The following is a 17,492-nucleotide window of genomic DNA, read 5'->3' on the forward strand; positions in this document are numbered from 1 at the left end:
CTCAGCCCGAGACCGGTCCGGCGGCCCTGGTCCGCGCCTCGACCAGGGCGATCGCGCGCTGGATCGCGGCGTCGATCGACAGGAAGCTGGTGTCGAGCACCGCGGCGTCCCCGGCCTGCCGCATCGGCGCCTCGGAGCGATGGGAGTCGCGCTCGTCGCGCGCGCGGATGTCGGCCAGCACCTTGTCGAGGCTGGTATTGGCGCCCTGCTTGCGCAGCTCGAGATGGCGGCGCTGCGCGCGGATCGTCGGGGTCGCCTTGACGAACAGCTTCACGTCGGCGTCGGGGGCGATCACCGTGCCGATGTCGCGCCCGTCGAGCACCGCCCCGCCGGGCTGCTGCGCGAACGTGCGCTGGCGATCGAGCAGCGCCGCGCGCACCGATGGGTGCGCCGAGACCACCGAGGCGATCTTGCCGACCTCGTCGGTGCGCAGCCACGGATCGTCGAGCAGCCCGTCCTCGAACCCGCACGACGCAACCGCTTCCGCCTCGGATGTCGGATCGCGCCCGGCGCGCAGCACCGATGCGGCGACGGCGCGATAGAGCAATCCGGTGTCGAGATGCGGCAGCGCGTAGTGGCGCGCCAGCGCCCGGGCGATGGTGCCCTTGCCCGATGCGGCCGGTCCGTCGACGGCGATGATCATGAACGCAAACTCTTCTACTGGAGGGCGTCGAGCGTCTGGAAGAAATCGGGATAGCTGGTCGCGACCGGGGCGACGTCGTCGATCGTGATCGGCCTGGCCGCGCCGAGCCCGGCCACGGTCATGCTCATCGCGATGCGATGGTCGAGCTTCGAGGCGACCTGCGCGCCGCCGGGCAGCGGATCGCCGCCCGTGCCCTCGATCGTCAGCCCGTCCGCATGCTCCTCGGTGCGCACGCCCGCAGCTTCGAGCGCGGCGCGCATCGTCGCGATCCGGTCCGATTCCTTGACGCGCAGCTCGTGCGCGCCGCGCGCGACGGTGCGGCCCTGGGCGTAGGACGCGGCCACGAACAGGATCGGATATTCGTCGATCATGCTCGGCGCGAGCTCGGGCGGCACCTCGATCGCCTTGAGCGGCGCGTGGCGCACGCGCAGGTCGGCCACCGCTTCGCCGCCCACTTCGCGTGCGTCCACTTCGGTGATGTCGGCGCCCATCAGCTTGAGCGCGGTGATCAGCCCGGTGCGCGTCGGGTTCATGCAGACGTTGCGGATCACGATCTCGGATCCCGGCACGATCGACGCCGCCACCATCCAGAAACCCGCCGAGGAGGGATCGCCCGGCACCACGATATGCTGCGGCTTCAATTCGGCCTCGCCGGTGATCGAGATGATCTTGCCCTGGGGCCCGTCCTCGACGGTCAGCTCGGCGCCGAATCCGCGCAGCATCCGCTCGCTATGGTCGCGCGTCGGCACCGGCTCGATCACGCGGGTGATTCCCGGCGTGTTGAGTCCGGCGAGCAGCACCGCCGACTTCACCTGCGCCGAGGCGACGGGGAGGGTGTACTCGATCGGCACCGCCGGATTGATCCCGCGCACCATCAGCGGCAGGCGGCCGCCGGGCGAGGCGGTGATCTCCGCACCCATCTTCGACAGGGGCTCGATCACGCGGCCCATCGGACGGCTGGAGAGCGAGGCGTCGCCGGTGAAGGTCGCGGTGATCGCATGGCTTGCGACGAGGCCCATCAGCAGCCGCGTCGAGGTGCCCGAATTGCCCATGTCGAGCGCGGCCTGCGGCTGGAGCAGCCCGCCGACGCCGACGCCGTGGACGCGCCACACGCCGTCCGGCCCACGCTCGATATCGGCGCCCATCGCGCGCATCGCGGCGGCGGTGGCGAGCACGTCCTCGCCCTCGAGCAGCCCCTCGATGCGGCTTTCGCCCACCGCGAGCGCCGAGAACATCAGCGAGCGATGACTGATCGATTTGTCGCCGGGAACGGTGACGCTGCCGCGCAGCGGACCGCGCGCGGAGACGGTGAGGGGGCGGGGTTCGGCATGTGACATCGCGCGCGGCTTTGACAGTCGCCTTGCGTCATGGCAAGGCGCGCCCCACTTTCCGGGTCACACCCGAAATCCAAGATATTTTGAAAGGCAAGAGGCAACACATGGTGAAGCCGGAATGGGGCACCAAGCGCGCGTGCCCGAAGTGCGGGACCCGCTTCTACGATCTGACCAAGGACGAGCCGGTCACGTGCATCAGCTGCTCCTATTCGTGGGAGCCGGAGCCGATCCTCAAGTCCAAGCAGCCGATGCCCTTCGAGGCGGTCAAGGCCAATGCCGACAAGCCGGAGGCGGTCGATTCCGATCTGGGTGACGAGGATCTGGACATCGCCGAGGACGAAGAGCCGTCGCCCGACGACGATGTCGACCTGGGCGGCGACGACGATCTCGGCGTCGAGACCGGCAGCGACGAGGACGAGCAGTAAGAAAAATCGGGGGGCAGGGGCGCGACAGCAAAAAGCGTCCTTGCCAAACCCGCGGAGCCCTTCTAATGGGCCCGTCTTCCCGGGGTTTGGGGCCGTAGCTCAGCTGGGAGAGCGTCGCAATGGCATTGCGAAGGTCAGGGGTTCGATCCCCCTCGGCTCCACCATTCCCCCCTCGCGCCTGACCAGGCGCGGACTTCCGAAACCGGTAGTATGAACAGCCCCAGGCACCCGCCGGGGCTGTTTCGCGTTGCGCAGCCTCAGCCGAGGATGCCGGGCAGGTCGAGCCCTTGTTCGCGCGCGCAGTCGATCGCGATCTGGTAGCCCGCATCGGCGTGGCGCATCACGCCCGTGGCGGGGTCGTTCCACAGCACGCGTCCGATTCGCCGCGCCGCATCGGGGGTGCCGTCGCACACGATCACCATCCCCGAATGCTGCGAGAAGCCCATGCCGACACCGCCGCCATGGTGGAGCGACACCCAGGTCGCGCCGCTGGCGGTGTTGAGCAATGCGTTGAGCAGCGGCCAGTCGGAGACGGCGTCGGAGCCGTCCCGCATCTTCTCGGTCTCGCGATTGGGCGAGGCGACCGAGCCCGAATCGAGATGGTCGCGGCCGATCACGATCGGGGCCTTGAGCTCGCCGCTGGCGACCATCTCGTTGAAGGCGAGGCCGAGCCGGTGGCGGTCGCCGAGCCCCACCCAGCAGATCCGCGCGGGCAGGCCCTGGAAGTGGATCCGCTCGCGCGCCATGTCGAGCCAGTTGTGGAGGTGCGCGTCGTCGGGGAGCAGCGCCTTCACCTTGGCGTCGGTCTTCCAGATGTCCTCGGGGTCGCCCGACAGCGCCACCCAGCGGAACGGCCCGACGCCGCGGCAGAAGAGCGGGCGGATATAAGCGGGGACGAATCCGGGGAAGTCGAACGCGTCGGCCACGCCTTCCTCGAAGGCCATCTGGCGGATGTTGTTGCCGTAATCGACCGTGGGGATGCCCATAGCGTGGAAGTCGAGCATCGCGCGGACATGGACCGCCATCGAGGCGCGCGCCGCCTTGTCGAGCGTCTCGGGATCGTCGCTGCGGGCGCGCTCCCATTGGTCGAGCGACCAGCCCGCGGGCAGATAGCCGTTGCGCGGATCGTGCGCCGAGGTCTGGTCGGTCACCGCATCGGGGCGGATGCTGCGGCGGACCATCTCCGGGTAGATCTCGGCGGCATTGCCGAGCAGGCCGACCGATACCGCGCGACCCTCGGCATGCGCTTGCTCGACGATGGCCAGCGCGCCCTCGATCGTCGCGGCCTGGCGATCGAGATAGCCGGTCCGCAGCCGCATCTCGATCCGCGAGGGCTGGCATTCGACCGCGATGCACGAGGCGCCCGCCATCGTCGCGGCGAGCGGCTGCGCGCCGCCCATGCCGCCCAGGCCTGCCGTCAGGATCCATCGGCCCTTCAGGCTACCGCCGAAATGCTGGCGGCCCATCTCGGCGAAGGTCTCGTAGGTGCCCTGAACGATGCCCTGGCTGCCGATATAGATCCAGCTGCCCGCGGTCATCTGGCCGTACATCATCAGGCCCTTGCGATCGAGCTCGTTGAAATGCTGCCAGTTCGCCCAATGCGGCACGAGGTTCGAGTTGGCGAGCAGCACGCGCGGCGCGTCTGCATGGGTGCGGAAGATGCCGACCGGCTTGCCCGACTGGATGAGCAAAGTCTGGTCGTCCTCCAGCCGGCGCAGGCTGGCGACGATCGCGTCGAAGCTCTCCCAGTCGCGCGCGGCGCGGCCGATCCCGCCATAGACGATCAGCTCCTCGGGCTTCTCGGCGACGTCGGGGTCGAGATTGTTCATCAGCATCCGCAAGGGCGCCTCGGCGAGCCAGCTCTTCGCACTGATCCCGGTCCCGCGCGGGGCGCGGATGTTGCGGCTGTTGTCGCGGCGCGTGGTCATGCGGGAGTTCCAGTCGAGGCAGGCGTTGAGGACATTGCGAAGCGCGGCGGCGAGCGGAGCGGCGCGCTCGGGATCGAAGGGCGCTGGCCAGTTGGTCTCGTCGGGCGCGGTCGGCTCGTCGAGGTAACCGCGGCAGGCGAGCTCCATCTGGATCGCGTGCACGCCCGTCGCCGGGCGGCCGTGATGGCGCGTGGTGTAGCCGCCGCGGAAGCGGCCGTTGACCACCAGCGAACGGCCGGTGGCGGCGCAGGCGCGCTCGACCGCGGCTTCGAGCGCGGGATCGCAGGTGGCGCCGTTGTTGGTGCCGATGTTGAACTGGGGCAGCTCGCCGTCGAACAGGCGGGGGACGTGGCTGCGGATCGAATGGCAATCGTAGAGCACGACGCGGCCGTGCAGGTCGCGCAGCCGGGTGAGCTCGGCGGCGAGCGCGGCGTGATAGGGCACTAGCCAGCGGTCGCAGCGTTCGGCGATCTCGGCGGCGTCGGGCTCCTGGCCGGGCAAATAGAGCGGCTCGCCGTCGAAGGTGGTGGTGGGGCAGAGCTCGGTGGTCGTCTGGCCCGGGTAGAGCGAGGCGCCCGAGGGATCGCGGTTCACGTCGATCACGCTGCGCGAGAGGGTGGTGCGGACGATCGTGGCGTCGAGGTCCTCGGCGAAGGCGTAGAGCCGATCGATCCACCAGTCGGCATCTTTCCGCGCGCGCCACGGCGAGACGAAGCGCGGGGCGAGCTCGGCCGGGATGTGGGTGCCGGTATGCGGCATGCCGAGCACCAAAGGCGCATTGCCGCGGCGGACGATCAGCCAGTCGGGATCAGCCATGGATCACCGAGGGGACGGGGATGGCATGCGCTTCGGCGATGTCGCGCAGCCTGCCCGAACGCACGATCGCGTCTGCGGCGGCGATATCGGGGTGGAAATAGCGGTCGTCCTCCAGATGCGCGACCGCGGCGCGCACCTCGTCGTGCACGGCGTGGATCGCGTCGCTGCTCCGGAGCGGTGCGTGGAAGTCATAGCCCTGCGCGGCGGCGAGCAACTCGATCGCGATCACATGGCCCGTATTGTCGGCCATCGCCATCAGCCGCCGTGCGCCATGCGCCGCCATCGAGACATGGTCCTCCTGATTGGCCGAGGTCGGGATCGAATCGACGCTGGCGGGATAGGCCCGCTGCTTGTTCTCGGAGACGAGCGCGGCCGCGGTGACCTGCGGGATCATGAAGCCCGAATTGAGCCCCGGGCGCGGGGTGAGGAAGGCGGGGAGGCCGGAGAGCGCGGGATCGACCAGCATCGCCAGCCGGCGCTCGGAGAGCGATCCGATCTCGCACAGCGCCATCGCGATCATGTCCGCGGCGAAGGCGACGGGCTCGGCGTGGAAATTGCCGCCCGACAGCACTTCGTCGGTGTCGGCGAAGACGAGCGGATTGTCCGAGACGCTGTTCGCCTCGATGCCCAGCGTCGCCGCGGCCTGGCGGAGCAGGTCGAGCGCGGCGCCCATCACCTGGGGCTGGCAGCGCAGGCAATAGGGGTCCTGGACGCGCTTGTCGTCCTCGCGGTGCGAGGCGCGCAGCGGCGATCCGTCCATCATCGCGCGCAGCATCGCCGCGACCTGGCATTGCCCGCGATGCCCGCGCAGATCGTGGATGCGCGGATCGAACGGCGTGTCCGATCCCTTGGCCGCCTCGGTCGAGAGCGATCCCGCGACGAGTGCGGCGGCGAACAATGCCTCGGCTTCGAACAGCCCTGCCAGCGCATAGCTGCACGAGAATTGCGTGCCGTTAAGCAGCGCCAGCCCTTCCTTGGGGCCGAGCGTGAGCGGGGCGAGCCCGGCCGCGCGCAATGCCGCATCGGCGGGCAGGCGGCCCGCGGGCGTGTCGATCTCGCCGACCCCGATCATCGCCGCGCTCATATGCGCGAGCGGGGCGAGGTCGCCCGAGGCGCCGACCGAGCCCTGTGCCGGCACCACCGGCAGCAGGTCGCGCGCCAGCATCGCCTCCAATAGGTCGAGCGTCTCGGGCCGCACCCCCGACGCGCCGCGCCCCAGGCTGGCGAGCTTGAGCGCCATCATCAGCCGCAGCACCGGGCGCGGCATCGCCTCGCCGACGCCGGCGGCGTGCGAGATGACGAGGTTGCGCTGGAGCGTGTCGAGATCGGCGGGCGCGATGCGGATGCTGGCCAGCAGCCCGAAGCCGGTATTGACCCCGTACACCGCCTGATCGCGCGCGGCGATCCGCGCGATCGTGTCGGCGCCGCGCTGCACCGCCGCCCGGCAGGACGGGTCGAGCCGCGCCTCGGCGCCGCGATAGATGGCGCGCCACTGCTCGAGCGGCACCGCGCCGGGTTCGAGCGTCACGATCATTCCTGTCCTCCCCAGATGCGCGCATGGAGCGGATTGAAGCCCATGCGATAGACCAGCTCCGCCGGCTCGCCGACGTCCCAGATGGCAAGGTCGCAGCGTTTGCCCGCCTCCAGCGTGCCGACCGAATCGAGCCGGCCCAGCGCCCGCGCCGCCTCGCGCGTCATGCCCGCGATGCATTCCTCGACCGTCAGTCGGAACAGGGTCGCCGCCATGTTCATCGCGAGCAGCGGCGAGCTTAGGGGCGAGGTGCCGGGATTGCAGTCGGTCGCCACGGCGATCGGCACGCCGGCGCGGCGGAGCGCCTCCACCGGCGGCTTCCGCTCCTCGCGGGTGAAGTAGAAGGCGCCCGGCAGCAGCACCGCGACCGTTCCCGCGCGCGCCATCGCCGCGACTCCGGCTTCGTCGAGATGCTCGAGATGGTCCGCCGAGAGCGCGCCGAATTCGGCCGCGAGCGCCGCGCCGTGCAGGTTGGAGAGCTGCTCGGCGTGGAGCTTGACCGGCAGGCCCTGGGCGCGGGCAGCCTCGAACACCCGGCGCACCTGGTCGGGGCTGAACCCGATCCCCTCGCAAAAGGCGTCGACCGCGTCGGCGAGCCCGGCGACGGCGGGGATCATGTCGTTGCAGACCGCATCGACATAGCCCTCGGCATCGCCCGCGAACTCGCCGGGCACGGCATGCGCGCCGAGAAAGGTCGTCGCGACGCTGACCGTGCGCGCCTCGCCCAGCCCGCGCGCGGCGCGCAGCATCTTGATCTCGTCCGCTTCCGACAGGCCGTAGCCCGACTTGATCTCGATCGTGGTCAGGCCCTCGGCCAGCATCGCGTCGAGCCGGGGCAGCGCGGAGGCGATCAGTTCCGCCTCGCTCGCGGCGCGCGTGGCGGCCATGGTCGAGACGATCCCGCCCCCGGCCCGCGCGATCTCCTCATAGCTCGCGCCTTCGAGCCGCAGCTCGAACTCGCGCGCGCGATTGCCGGCATGGACCAGGTGGGTGTGGCAATCGATCAGCCCGGGGGTGATCCAGCGCCCTTCGCAATTGTGCGCGATGCCGGCTTCGAACGCGGGCGCTTCCTTCCGTGGCCCGGCATAGGCGATGCGTTCGCCGACGGTCGCGACCACGCCGTCTTCCACCACGCCGAGCCCGGGCAGATCGGCGCGCAACGTGGCCAGCCTGGCATTGCTCCATAGCTGCTCGACGCGCACGCGCTCATCCTCCTCCAGGCGACTCCAACGAGTCTCTAGGATGTCGGATTAAATGTCTATACATTTGTCGGCGAACGGCGCGGAGAAGGTGATGCAAGGCTGGTGGTTCGAGACGGCGCTGCTGGCGGAAGGCTGGGCCGATCGCGTGCGGATGACCGCCGAACAGGGGCGGATCGTCAGCATCGCCGCCGATGCCGAGCCCGAAGCCGGCGACGAACGCCACGGCGTCGCGCTGCCCGGCATCGCCAACCTCCACAGCCACGCCTTCCAGCGCGGCATGGCCGGCATGGCCGAGCGGCGCGGGCCCGACGGCGACAGCTTCTGGACCTGGCGCGACCTGATGTACCGCTTCGCCAACCGCATCGGGCCCGACGAACTCGAGGCGATCGCGGCGCTCGCCTTTGTCGAGATGCTCGAGGCGGGCTTCGTCGCGGTGGGCGAGTTCCATTATGTCCACCACGACCGCGACGGTACGCCCTTCGCCGATCCCGCCGAGATGGGCGCGCGCCTCGCCGCCGCCGCGGCGGAGACGGGGATCGGGCTCACTTTGCTGCCGGTGCTCTACATGGCCTCGAGCTTCGGCGGCGCGACACCGCGCCCCGAGCAGCGCCGCTTCGTCCACGACATCGAGGGGTACGCGCGCCTGATCGAAGCCTCGCGCCGAGCGTTGGCCGGCAGCGACGCGCGCGTGGGGGTGGCGCCGCACAGCCTCCGCGCCGTCACCCCCGAAGGCCTCGCCGCCGCGGTGGAGATCGCGGGCGACGCGCCGATCCATATCCATATCGCCGAGCAGACCGGCGAGGTCGACGATTGCCTCCGCCATACCGGCCGGCGCCCGGTCGAATGGCTGCTCGCCAATGCCCCGGTCGACCCCCGCTGGTGCCTGGTCCACGCGACCCATGTCACCCCGGCCGAGCTCGACGCCATCGCCCGCAGCGGCGCGGTCACCGGGCTCTGCCCGGTCACCGAGGCCAATCTGGGCGACGGCATCTTTCCCGCTGCCGATCTGCTCGCCGCGGGCGGGACGTTCGGCGTCGGATCGGACTCGAACATATTGATCGACCTCGCGCAGGAGCTGCGCAGCCTCGAATATTCGCAGCGGCTGGCGCGGCGCGAGCGCAACCTGCTGTCGAGCAACGCCTGCCCCTCCACCGGGCGCACCTTGTTCGACGCCGCGGGCAAGGGCGGCGCGCAGGCACTGGGATTGGGCGTGCACGGCCTGGCCCCGGGCGCGCGCGCCGACTTCCTCACGCTCGACCGCGCGCATCCCACGCTCGCCGGCCGCGCCGGGGACGCCTTGCTCGACGCCTTCGTCTTCGCCGACAGCCGGGGCATGATCGACGGCGTCTGGCGCGGCGGGCGGCAATGCGTGCGCGCCGGCCGCCATGTCGCGCGCGACACGGTCGTGCGGCGCTATTCCGCCGCGCTCGCCGGGCTCGGCATCGGGGCCATAAGCGGATGAGCGCGCGCCCGCTCTACCAGCTGATCCGCAACGCCATAGAGAGCCGGATCATGTCGGGCGAGCTGCGCCCGGGCGACCGCATCCCCCCCGAGCACGAATTGATGGCGCTCCACGGCTGCTCGCGGATGACCGTGAACAAGGCGCTGTCGGCGCTCGCCCAGGCCGGGCTGATCTCGCGCCAGCGCCGCCGTGGCTCGTTCGTCACCCGCCCGCGCATCCACATGGCGGCGCTCCAGATCCCCGACATCCGCGAGGAGATCGAGAAGCGCGGCCACACCTACGCCCTGCGGCTGGTGGCGCGCGACACGCTCGGCGCGGACAGCGAGAGCGGCGCGATGCTGCGCCTGCCGCCGCGCGGCAAGCTCCTGTCGCTGCGCTGCGTGCATTTGGCCGATGCGCGGCCCTATGCGGTCGAGGAGCGGCTGATCAACCTCGCCGCCGTGCCCGGCGCCCGCGACGCCGACTTCGCCGCGACTCCCCCCGGCAGCTGGCTGCTCGCCCACGTCCCCTGGACCGAGGCCGAGCACCGCATCACCGCCGCCGCGGCCGGCGATGCGGCGCTCTTGCTCGAGGTCTTCGCGGACAAGCCGTGCCTGGTGCTCGAACGCTGGACGTGGCGCGAGAAGGAATCGATCACCTATGTGCGCACCGTCTTCCACGGCGACAATTTCGACCTGACCGCGCACTTCACCTCGCAGGCCGCATCGGATTAGGTCCCTACGCAACTGCCGTCATCCCGGAAGCCAATTTTCTCCAAATCTGTGATTTGGTGAGAAAATTGAGCTGTCCGGGATCCACCGTGAGGCAGATGCTGGTGGAGAGGTGGATCCCGGACAGTAAGGCTTTCCAACGGAAAACCTTGGCGGTTTTCCGGGAAAGCCTAACTTCCGGGATGACGGATCTGGCCTATCGAATACTGACCCTAAGACGCGTCAGGCCCCCCGCGGCCGCCTGCGCGCGTCGAGGGGAATCACCAGGTCGGCGATGCCGGCCGCATCGCGGAGCATCTGCTCGGTGATGCGCTGGAAATGGGCGACGAAGCGGCGCACTTCGGCGTCCGTCATCAGCTTCCCGGCCGTCCGCCCCTCGGCGATGCATTGCGCCCGCAGCGCCTGCTCCTGCTCGATCCGCCAGCCGGCGACCGTGTCGAAATCGGGCGCGGCGAGCAGCACGCGCAGGTCGATGCGCTCGAACAGCGGGCGATAGGGCCCGGCCAGTTGATCGTTGACGTAGAGCCGCCAGCTGCCGTCGGGGTCGGAGTCGCGCTCCAGCGCATTGACCGGCGCGGCCAGGGTCTCGCTCGCCTGCGGACGCGCGCCGAGGCACCATCCTTCGAGGATCAGCACGTCCGCCGGTCCCTCGAACATATCCCACGAGCCCCGCGGCGCCGGCTCGTCGCGCGCCTTGTCGAAGCGCGGCAGCGCGACCGGCCCGGCCTCGCCGAGCGCCGTGACGATCGCCAGCCCCAGCCCGACATCGTGCGTGCCCGGCACGCCGCGCGTGCGCAGCAGTGGATGCACCGCTTGGGCAAGCGCCGTGCGGCGGACGCCGTCGAGATAGAGGTCATCGAGCGAGAGCAAAGCGCAGGTGAGCCCGCGCTCACACAGCCTCCCCGCGAGCCGCGCCGCGACGGTGGACTTGCCGCTGCCCTGCGCGCCCGCGATGCCGAGCACGAACGGCTTGCGCGCGCCGTGCCCCAGCCGCACCGCCAGCGCCGCCTCGATGCGGTCCGTTATCTCATCCATTGCGGAGGGAGATGGCCTCTGACGGCACGCGCCTGTGCATATATCGGCCTTTTGCTTGCACCTCGTGCACATATCTGTGCTTGCGTGGTGGCAGCGCTGTCAAATATGCCCGCAAAGGGCCGTCGCCATTCGCTTGCCGGCCGGGGGTGTGCAATGTCCAGCCGTCCGACGATCAAGGAAGTCTCGAAGATCGCAGGCGTGTCGTTCAAGACCGTCTCGCGGGTCCTCAACAACGAGAAGCATGTCAGCGAGGAAACGCGCCGGCGCGTCGAGGAAGTCGTCGCGCGATTGAACTTCCGCCCGAGCCACGCCGCGCGCACGCTCGCCGGGCGCCGCTCGTTCCAGGTGGCCCTGCTCTACGACAATCCCAGCCCCTATTATGTCTATCACGTCCAGATCGGCGCGCAGCAGCGCTGCAGCGAGCTCGGCTATCGGCTGCTGCTCCAGCCGGTCGACAGCCAGTCGCCCGATCTCGTCTCGAACGTGATGGCGCTGATCGACGAGGCGCATCTCGACGGGGTGATCCTGTCGCCGCCGGTCACCGAGATGCCGGCGCTGCTCGACGAGCTCGACCGCCGCGGCTTGCCCTATGTCCGCATCGCCCCGGGCGCGCGCAAGGACAGCGGCATGGCCGCGACGATCGACGACGTCGCCGCGGCGCGTGAAGTCACCGAGCATCTGATCGGCCTCGGCCATCGCTCGATCGGGTTTATCCGCGGGCTCGAAAGCCACGTCTCCACCTGGGAGCGCCTCCAGGGCTATCGCGAGGCGCTCGAGGCGCACGGCATCGCCTTCGACGAGGATCTCGTCGTGGCGGGCGAGAACAGCTTCACCTCAGGCGGCGAGGCGGCGCGGAAGCTGCTCGAGCGCAGCCCGCGCCCGACCGCGATCTTCGCCGGCAACGACGACATGGCCGCGGGCGTGCTCGCCGCGGCGCACGAGGCCGATATCGACGTGCCCGGGCAGCTCTCGATCGTCGGCTTCGACGATTCGGACCTCGCCAAGGCGGTCTGGCCGCCGCTCACGACGATGCGCCAGCCGGTGCGCGAGCTGGCTTATGCCGCGGCGAACCTGATGCTGTCGCCCGACGCCGATCCCCAGGTCACGCTCGAGCACAAGCTCATGGTGCGATCGACCACCGGCCCGGCGCCACGTTAACCATCTGGGGAGAGGGCAGCCGCGGGAGAGCCGTCCCGCGGCAAGACAGGCATTAACCCTCTTATTGACTCGCCATAAAAGTAAACAAGTCGTTAACTCGCGCGATGCAGAGCCATCTCGTCGCCGAGGGTCATTCCCGCCGCCACCCGTTCCGCAGCCGGATGCGCCGCGTCGCGGCGATCGAGCGCAAGCTCAGCGACGACAGCGACATCAAGCTCTTCGCCCTGAGCTTCACCGCCTTCTTCGTCTGCTTCTACACGTTCATCGCGTAGGAAGAGTTCCCGGCAATTCTCAATCCTCCCCCGCCAGGGGGAGGTGGCGCCGAAGGCGTCGGAGGGGGCGGTAAGCAATGCCCTCTCCAATTGAGCGCAGGGAGTCCGCCCCCTCCGTCACGCTGCGCGTGCCACCTCCCCCTGGCGGGGGAGGATTGAGAAGGCTTCCCCCTCAGGGAATCGGATCGAGCCCGTGGGGCAGGTCCTCGGCCTTGTGGAGCCGCCACGCGCAATAGGCCGAGGCGAGGCAGAGCAGGAAGACGATCCAGATCGCATGGACCACGTCCACGCCCGGGATGTTGGTGAAGCCCAATATGCCCACCGATCCCGCCACCATCGCGCCCGAATTGACGATGTTGTTCGCCGCCACGGTGCGCGAGGTCTGCGACTTGTCGACCGTGGTGGTCAGGAACGCATAGAGCGGCACCACGAACATGCCGCCGGTGATCGCGATCATCGCGAGGTCGAAGAGCACGCGCCAGGCCTCGGGCAGGGCAAGGAAGTGACGCGTCGTGTGGAGCGCTCCGTCGCCGCCCGGGAAGAAGGCCGCGGCGAAGAAGAAATCGGCCACGAACAGCGACATGGCCAGCACCGACGCGGTGGCGTATTTCGCCGAGACGTGCCCCTTGAGCAGCCGGTTGATCACCACCGATCCGATCGCGATGCCCACCGAGAAGATCGCGAGGAACACGCTCGCCACGTCCTTCTGCGCGTGGAACACGTTCTTGACGAGCGGCGGGAACAGCACGCCGAGTATCGCGGCGATCGTCCAGAAGACGCTGATCGAGACGATCGCGAGATAGAGACGCGGGATGTGCATCGTCGCGCGGATCAGGCGGGACGAGGCGCGAATGATGTTGAAATCGAGCTTCAGCTTGGTCAGCGGCGGCGCCGGGGGGATCTTGAGCGAGGCGAGCCAGCCGGTCAGCGCGACGCCGACCACCGCGAACGCCGCGAAGGTGGGGCTGATCAGCCCGCCGACGATCGTGCCGCACAGAATCGCGATATAGGTGCCCGCCTCGACCATCCCGGTCCCGCCCAGGACCTCGTCCTCGTTGAGATGCTGGGGCAGCACGGCATATTTGATCGGGCCGAAGAAGGTCGAGTGGATGCCCATGCCCACCAGAGCGACCAGCATCAGCTCCAGGCTCTTCACGAAGATGCCGAGCGCGCCGACCAGCATGATGACCACCTCGGCGGCCTTGATGATCCGCATGATCTTCGCCTTGTCATAGGTATCGGCGAGCTGGCCGGCGAGCGCGGAGAAGAGGAAGAAGGGCAGGATGAAGATGCCGGTGGCGATCGCGCTGAACCGCGTCTCGTCCTCGACATTGTTGAAGATCTGGTAGGTCGCGAAGAAGATCATCGCGTTCTTGAAGAGGTTGTCGTTGAAGGCGCCGAGGAACTGCGTGACGAACAGCGGCAGGAAGCGGCGCTCCTTCATCAACCCGAGCGCACCGATCATATCCAGTCAGGTCCTTGAAGCGCGGAGAGTGAGCCCGCAAAACGACGGGCCCGCATAGCCGAGCGATGCGGAACGTATCAACCGCCATGTGCGTCCCTTGCCCATGACGAAGACTGTTTCGGCTGCCATACGAGCGGTGCTAGGGGAGGGAGCATGCTGACGCTCCCCAACATCCTGACGCTGTCCAGGATCGTCACCGTTCCCCTGCTCGCGGCGTTCCTGTGGTGGCCGGAGTGGCGGGCAGGCTATGCCGTCGCCTTCGCGATCTACTGCCTGATGGGCATCACCGACTATTTCGACGGCTATCTGGCGCGCGCGCAGGGCACCGTCTCCAAGCTCGGCATCTTCCTCGATCCGATCGCCGACAAGATCATGGTCGCCGCGGTGATCCTGATGCTGGTGGGCAAGGGCGTGATCGCCGATCTGCACCTCATCGCGGCGCTGGTGATCCTGGTCCGCGAGATCGCCGTGTCCGGGCTTCGCGAGTTCCTGGGCGGCATCCAGGTGTCGGTGCCGGTCTCGCGGCTCGCCAAGTGGAAGACGGCGCTCCAGCTCGCCGCGCTCGGCGCGCTGATCCTCGCCGGGGCGCTTCCCGACTGGCGATGGATCTGGCTGCTCGGCTTGTCGGCGCTCTGGGGCGCGGCGGTGCTCACCGCGATCACCGGCTGGGACTATCTGCGCGTCGGCCTCAAGCACATGGACACGTGATGGAGCTGCTCTACTTCGCCTGGGTACGCGAGCGCATCGGCACGGGGCAGGAGCAGGTCGATCCGCCCGAGACGGTCCGCAGCGTCGCCGATCTGATCGCCTGGCTCGCCACATTGAGCCCCGGCCATGCCGAGGCGATGCGCGAGCCCGAGCGGCTGCGCGCCGCGATCGACCAGAAGTTCGTGCCGCTCGACGCACCGCTCGGCGCCGCGCGCGAGGTCGCGCTCTTCCCACCGGTCACCGGCGGATGATCCGCGTCTCGGTCGACTCCGCGCCGATCGAGCTCGCGGTCGAGGTCGCCGCGCTCGACGAGCCCGGCGCGGGCGGCGTCGCCACCTTCACCGGGCTGGTCCGCGCCGACGACGGCGTCACCGGGCTCGAGCTCGAACATTATCCCGGCATGACCGAGCAGGCGCTGATCGCGCTCGCCGAGACGGCGACCGAGCGCTGGTCGCTGCTCGGCGTGACGATGGTCCACCGCGTCGGCGCGATGGAGCCGGGCGACCGCATCGTCTTCATCGGCACCGTCGCGCAGCATCGCCGCGAGGCGCTCGACGCCTGCGCCTGGCTGATCGATCGCCTCAAGACCGACGCGCCCTTCTGGAAGCGCGAGACCCGGGGAGAGACGGCCAGCTGGGTCGAGGCCCGCGCGAGCGACGCCGCCGCCGCCGCGCGCTGGGACGCGCCGCGCGGCTAGGTCGCATCGCTCCTTCAAATCCTCCCCCGCCAGGGGGAGGATGGAAAGGCCTCGCTCACCTGAATGTCGATATGACTTAGCCGCCTTTCGCCGCCAGCATCTTGCCCAGCTGCGCGGCGAGCATGCGGGCCTGGGCGGGCGGCATGCCCCCCAGCACGCCGCGGTTCGCTTCCGGCAGATGCGCCACCGGGTCGCCGTTCGCACGGAAGACGAAATGCTCGAACATCGCCCGCCATGCCGCGCGCTGCTCGTCGGGGAGGTTGCGCAGCGCCAGCAGCCCGTGGATGAAGCTGTCGAGCGGCGCGAGCGTCGCGTCGGCCGCTTCGTTCCACCAATAGTTCACCAGCACGTTCAGCCCGTCGAGCGCGCGGACATGGTGCCACCACATATAGGGGATGTAGAGCGCGTCGCCCGGCTCGAGCTCGGCAAGCTGCGCCGCCGCCAGCGCTTGCGGGAAGAGCGGGAAGCGCGCGAGATCGGGCGCGTCGAAGTCGACCAGGCTGACCGGCGTGCCCGCCGGTGTCGCCTCATAGGGGCCGACATAGAGGTTGCGCACCTGGTCGGGCGGAAACAGCGTGAAGCGGCGGCGCCCCGCTGCGACGCAGGCGAGGTTGCGCATCGTGTCGTAATGGCAGGCGACGACCGCGCGCGTGCCGATCCACATCCGCGGCGGGACGTCGTGGTCGACGAGATCGAGCCGGTTCTCGGCCGCGAAGCCCGGCAGCACCTGCGGAAGAACCAGCGCCTGCGCCGCGAGCATGGGCGGCTGTGCCTCGGTCATGGCCTGTTCCAGCCGGTCCACCAGCGCGCCGAGCGCGGCGTCGCGCTTCTGGAAGTTCATCACCCCGAAATCGTCGCCGTAGAAGAAGCGGCCGCCGCTCGTGGGCGAGCCGATCAGCACCTCGCAGTTCCGGGACAGATCGAAGCCGCGCAGATAGCGCGCGATCGATTCCGCCTGCACCGCGGGCCAGTCGCGCACCAGCCCGCGCAGCAGCGCCGGCTGCCCGAGCGGCACGATCTCCTCGCGAAAGCGCGTCCGATCGACGTCGCGCCATTCGCGGACGGGTTGCGGGGTGGGGAGTGTCATCGCGGGCCGATAGTGGCGCGCTCAGGCGGCGTCCGCCAGCACTTTGGCGAGCAGCCGGAAATCGCGCTCCCGCGGGGAAGCCTTGCGCCACACCAGCGCGATGTGCCGCGAGGCGTTGTCCGCGTCGAGCGGGCGCGCGGTGACCTGGGTATGCTCGAGGATCCCCGCATCGACCGCCATCTCGGGCAGCATCGTCACCCCGAGCCCGTTGTCGACCATCTGCACCATCGTATGGAGCGAAGTGCCGAGCATCGTCGCCTCGGCGCGCAGCTCGGGGCGGTTACACGCGGCGAGCGCATGGTCCTTCAGGCAATGCCCGTCCTCGAGCATCAGCAGCCGGTTGGCGTCGATATCGGCGGGGCGGATCGTCGGGGTCGGGTCCATCTCGCCCTCGGGGAAGGCGACGTAGAGCCGGTCGTCGAACAAGGCCGCCGATTCGACCTCGCCGCACGCGAAGGGCAAAGCGAGCAGCACGCAGTCGGTGCGCCCATGGTGGAGCTGCTCGCAGGCCTGGCCGCTGGTCTCCTCGCGCAGGAACAGCTTGAGGTCGGGATATTCGCGCCGCAGCCGCGGCAGGATGCGCGGGAGCAGGAAGGGCGCGATCGTCGGGATCACGCTCATCCGCATCTCGCCCGAGAGCGGTCGGCCCGCCGCGCGGGCGAGGTCGCCCAGCTCGTCCGCCTCGCGCAGCACGCGCCGCGCCTTGTCGACGATCCGCTCGCCCAGCGGCGTGAAGCGCACCACCCGCCGCGTCCGCTCGACCAGCACCACCCCGATCAGCGTCTCGAGCTCGCGGATGCCGGCGGAGAGGGTCGATTGGGTGACGAAACACGCTTCCGCCGCCCGCCCGAAATGCCCGGCATCGTGCAGCGCGACGAGATATTGGAGCTGCTTGAGCGTGGGGAGGTAGGTAGCTGCCACTGATCGCCTCTATCGATTGTGCGGGCGATATAGAGTGGTGGGGGCGATGATGCGAGCCCCAAGACTCCCCTCCCTGCAAGGGAGGGGCTGGGGGTGGG

The 17,492-nt window shown here is 69.5% G+C and carries 17 protein-coding genes, 1 tRNA gene and 1 pseudogene; 9 read left to right on the top strand and 10 right to left on the bottom strand.

What is annotated here, in order from left to right:
* Position 1 precedes the first annotated feature (1 nt).
* Positions 2–643, bottom strand: a complete 642-nt coding sequence (locus tag MT490_RS18380; protein ID WP_297390944.1) for a d(CMP) kinase — start codon at positions 641–643, stop codon at positions 2–4.
* A gap of 14 nt (positions 644–657) precedes the next feature.
* The gene (aroA, locus tag MT490_RS18385) at positions 658–1,980 is read right to left on the bottom strand and encodes a 3-phosphoshikimate 1-carboxyvinyltransferase (protein WP_297390946.1); all 1,323 of its coding nucleotides are present in this window, start codon (positions 1,978–1,980) and stop codon (positions 658–660) included.
* A 101-nt stretch (positions 1,981–2,081) separates the two neighbouring features.
* Between aroA and MT490_RS18390 the strand changes: the two genes are divergently transcribed.
* Both MT490_RS18390 and MT490_RS18395 read left to right on the top strand, forming a co-directional pair.
* Positions 2,082–2,402, top strand: a complete 321-nt coding sequence (locus tag MT490_RS18390) for a TIGR02300 family protein (RefSeq protein WP_297390948.1) — start codon at positions 2,082–2,084, stop codon at positions 2,400–2,402.
* A gap of 88 nt (positions 2,403–2,490) precedes the next feature.
* Positions 2,491–2,566, top strand: a tRNA-Ala gene (locus MT490_RS18395).
* Positions 2,567–2,659: 93 nt separating this feature from the next.
* Here the strand turns inward: MT490_RS18395 and hutU are convergent.
* The 4 genes and pseudogenes from hutU to hutI form a co-directional block, all read right to left on the bottom strand.
* Positions 2,660–4,330 (bottom strand): urocanate hydratase, encoded by a 1,671-nt coding sequence (gene hutU, locus MT490_RS18400; RefSeq protein ID WP_297390977.1) that lies wholly within the window; start codon positions 4,328–4,330, stop codon positions 2,660–2,662.
* A gap of 15 nt (positions 4,331–4,345) precedes the next feature.
* A pseudogene (gene hutG, locus MT490_RS18405) lies at positions 4,346–5,146 on the bottom strand (N-formylglutamate deformylase); the annotation flags it as partial.
* Positions 5,139–6,680 carry a histidine ammonia-lyase gene (gene hutH, locus MT490_RS18410; RefSeq protein WP_297390950.1) on the bottom strand — a complete coding sequence of 514 codons (1,542 nt, stop codon included), beginning with the start codon at positions 6,678–6,680 and terminating at the stop codon, positions 5,139–5,141. The gene hutH and the pseudogene hutG, both read right to left, overlap by 8 nt.
* On the bottom strand, positions 6,677–7,879 hold the full coding sequence (hutI, locus tag MT490_RS18415) for an imidazolonepropionase (RefSeq protein WP_297390952.1): 1,203 nt from the start codon (positions 7,877–7,879) through the stop codon (positions 6,677–6,679). Before hutI ends, hutH begins: the two co-directional genes overlap by 4 nt.
* 91 nt (positions 7,880–7,970) lie before the next feature.
* On the opposite strand from hutI, the gene MT490_RS18420 reads away from it, so the two are divergent.
* Positions 7,971–9,341, top strand: a complete 1,371-nt coding sequence (locus MT490_RS18420; RefSeq protein WP_297390979.1) for a formimidoylglutamate deiminase — start codon at positions 7,971–7,973, stop codon at positions 9,339–9,341.
* Entirely contained in the window at positions 9,338–10,054 is a 717-nt protein-coding gene (gene hutC / locus MT490_RS18425) for a histidine utilization repressor (RefSeq protein ID WP_297390954.1), read from the top strand. The genes MT490_RS18420 and hutC overlap by 4 nt, the downstream gene beginning before the upstream one ends.
* 219 nt (positions 10,055–10,273) lie before the next feature.
* On the opposite strand, the gene MT490_RS18430 is transcribed toward hutC, so the two are convergent.
* Complete coding sequence (locus tag MT490_RS18430) at positions 10,274–11,086, bottom strand: kinase (protein WP_297390956.1); 813 nt, start codon at positions 11,084–11,086, stop codon at positions 10,274–10,276.
* A 153-nt stretch (positions 11,087–11,239) separates the two neighbouring features.
* Between MT490_RS18430 and MT490_RS18435 the strand changes: the two genes are divergently transcribed.
* A complete protein-coding gene (locus MT490_RS18435; RefSeq protein ID WP_297390958.1) occupies positions 11,240–12,244 on the top strand; it encodes a LacI family DNA-binding transcriptional regulator in 1,005 nt (334 codons plus the stop codon).
* A 104-nt stretch (positions 12,245–12,348) separates the two neighbouring features.
* Positions 12,349–12,516 carry a hypothetical protein gene (locus MT490_RS18440; protein ID WP_297390960.1) on the top strand — a complete coding sequence of 56 codons (168 nt, stop codon included), beginning with the start codon at positions 12,349–12,351 and terminating at the stop codon, positions 12,514–12,516.
* A gap of 172 nt (positions 12,517–12,688) precedes the next feature.
* On the opposite strand, the gene MT490_RS18445 is transcribed toward MT490_RS18440, so the two are convergent.
* Positions 12,689–13,981, bottom strand: coding sequence for an MFS transporter (locus MT490_RS18445; RefSeq protein ID WP_297390962.1), 1,293 nt, complete (start codon positions 13,979–13,981; stop codon positions 12,689–12,691).
* Positions 13,982–14,134: 153 nt separating this feature from the next.
* Between MT490_RS18445 and pgsA the strand changes: the two genes are divergently transcribed.
* Genes pgsA through MT490_RS18460 form a run of 3 tightly spaced genes read left to right on the top strand, consistent with a single transcriptional unit; the run spans position 14,135 to position 15,386 of the window.
* Positions 14,135–14,689: a CDP-diacylglycerol--glycerol-3-phosphate 3-phosphatidyltransferase gene (pgsA, locus tag MT490_RS18450; RefSeq protein ID WP_297390964.1), complete on the top strand. Its 555-nt coding sequence runs from the start codon at positions 14,135–14,137 to the stop codon at positions 14,687–14,689.
* A complete protein-coding gene (gene moaD / locus MT490_RS18455; protein WP_297390966.1) occupies positions 14,689–14,940 on the top strand; it encodes a molybdopterin converting factor subunit 1 in 252 nt (83 codons plus the stop codon). The genes pgsA and moaD overlap by 1 nt, the downstream gene beginning before the upstream one ends.
* Positions 14,937–15,386, top strand: coding sequence for a molybdenum cofactor biosynthesis protein MoaE (locus MT490_RS18460; protein WP_297390968.1), 450 nt, complete (start codon positions 14,937–14,939; stop codon positions 15,384–15,386). The genes moaD and MT490_RS18460 overlap by 4 nt, the downstream gene beginning before the upstream one ends.
* 76 nt (positions 15,387–15,462) lie before the next feature.
* Here the strand turns inward: MT490_RS18460 and MT490_RS18465 are convergent, their stop codons facing one another.
* Positions 15,463–16,473, bottom strand: a complete 1,011-nt coding sequence (locus MT490_RS18465) for a cupin-like domain-containing protein (RefSeq protein WP_297390970.1) — start codon at positions 16,471–16,473, stop codon at positions 15,463–15,465.
* Between the two features lie 21 nt (positions 16,474–16,494).
* Positions 16,495–17,394 carry a hydrogen peroxide-inducible genes activator gene (locus MT490_RS18470; protein WP_297390972.1) on the bottom strand — a complete coding sequence of 300 codons (900 nt, stop codon included), beginning with the start codon at positions 17,392–17,394 and terminating at the stop codon, positions 16,495–16,497.
* Between the last annotated feature and the right edge of the window lie 98 nt (positions 17,395–17,492).

The organism is Sphingomonas sp. (genome assembly GCF_026460985.1).
Classification (GTDB): domain Bacteria; phylum Pseudomonadota; class Alphaproteobacteria; order Sphingomonadales; family Sphingomonadaceae; genus Sphingomonas.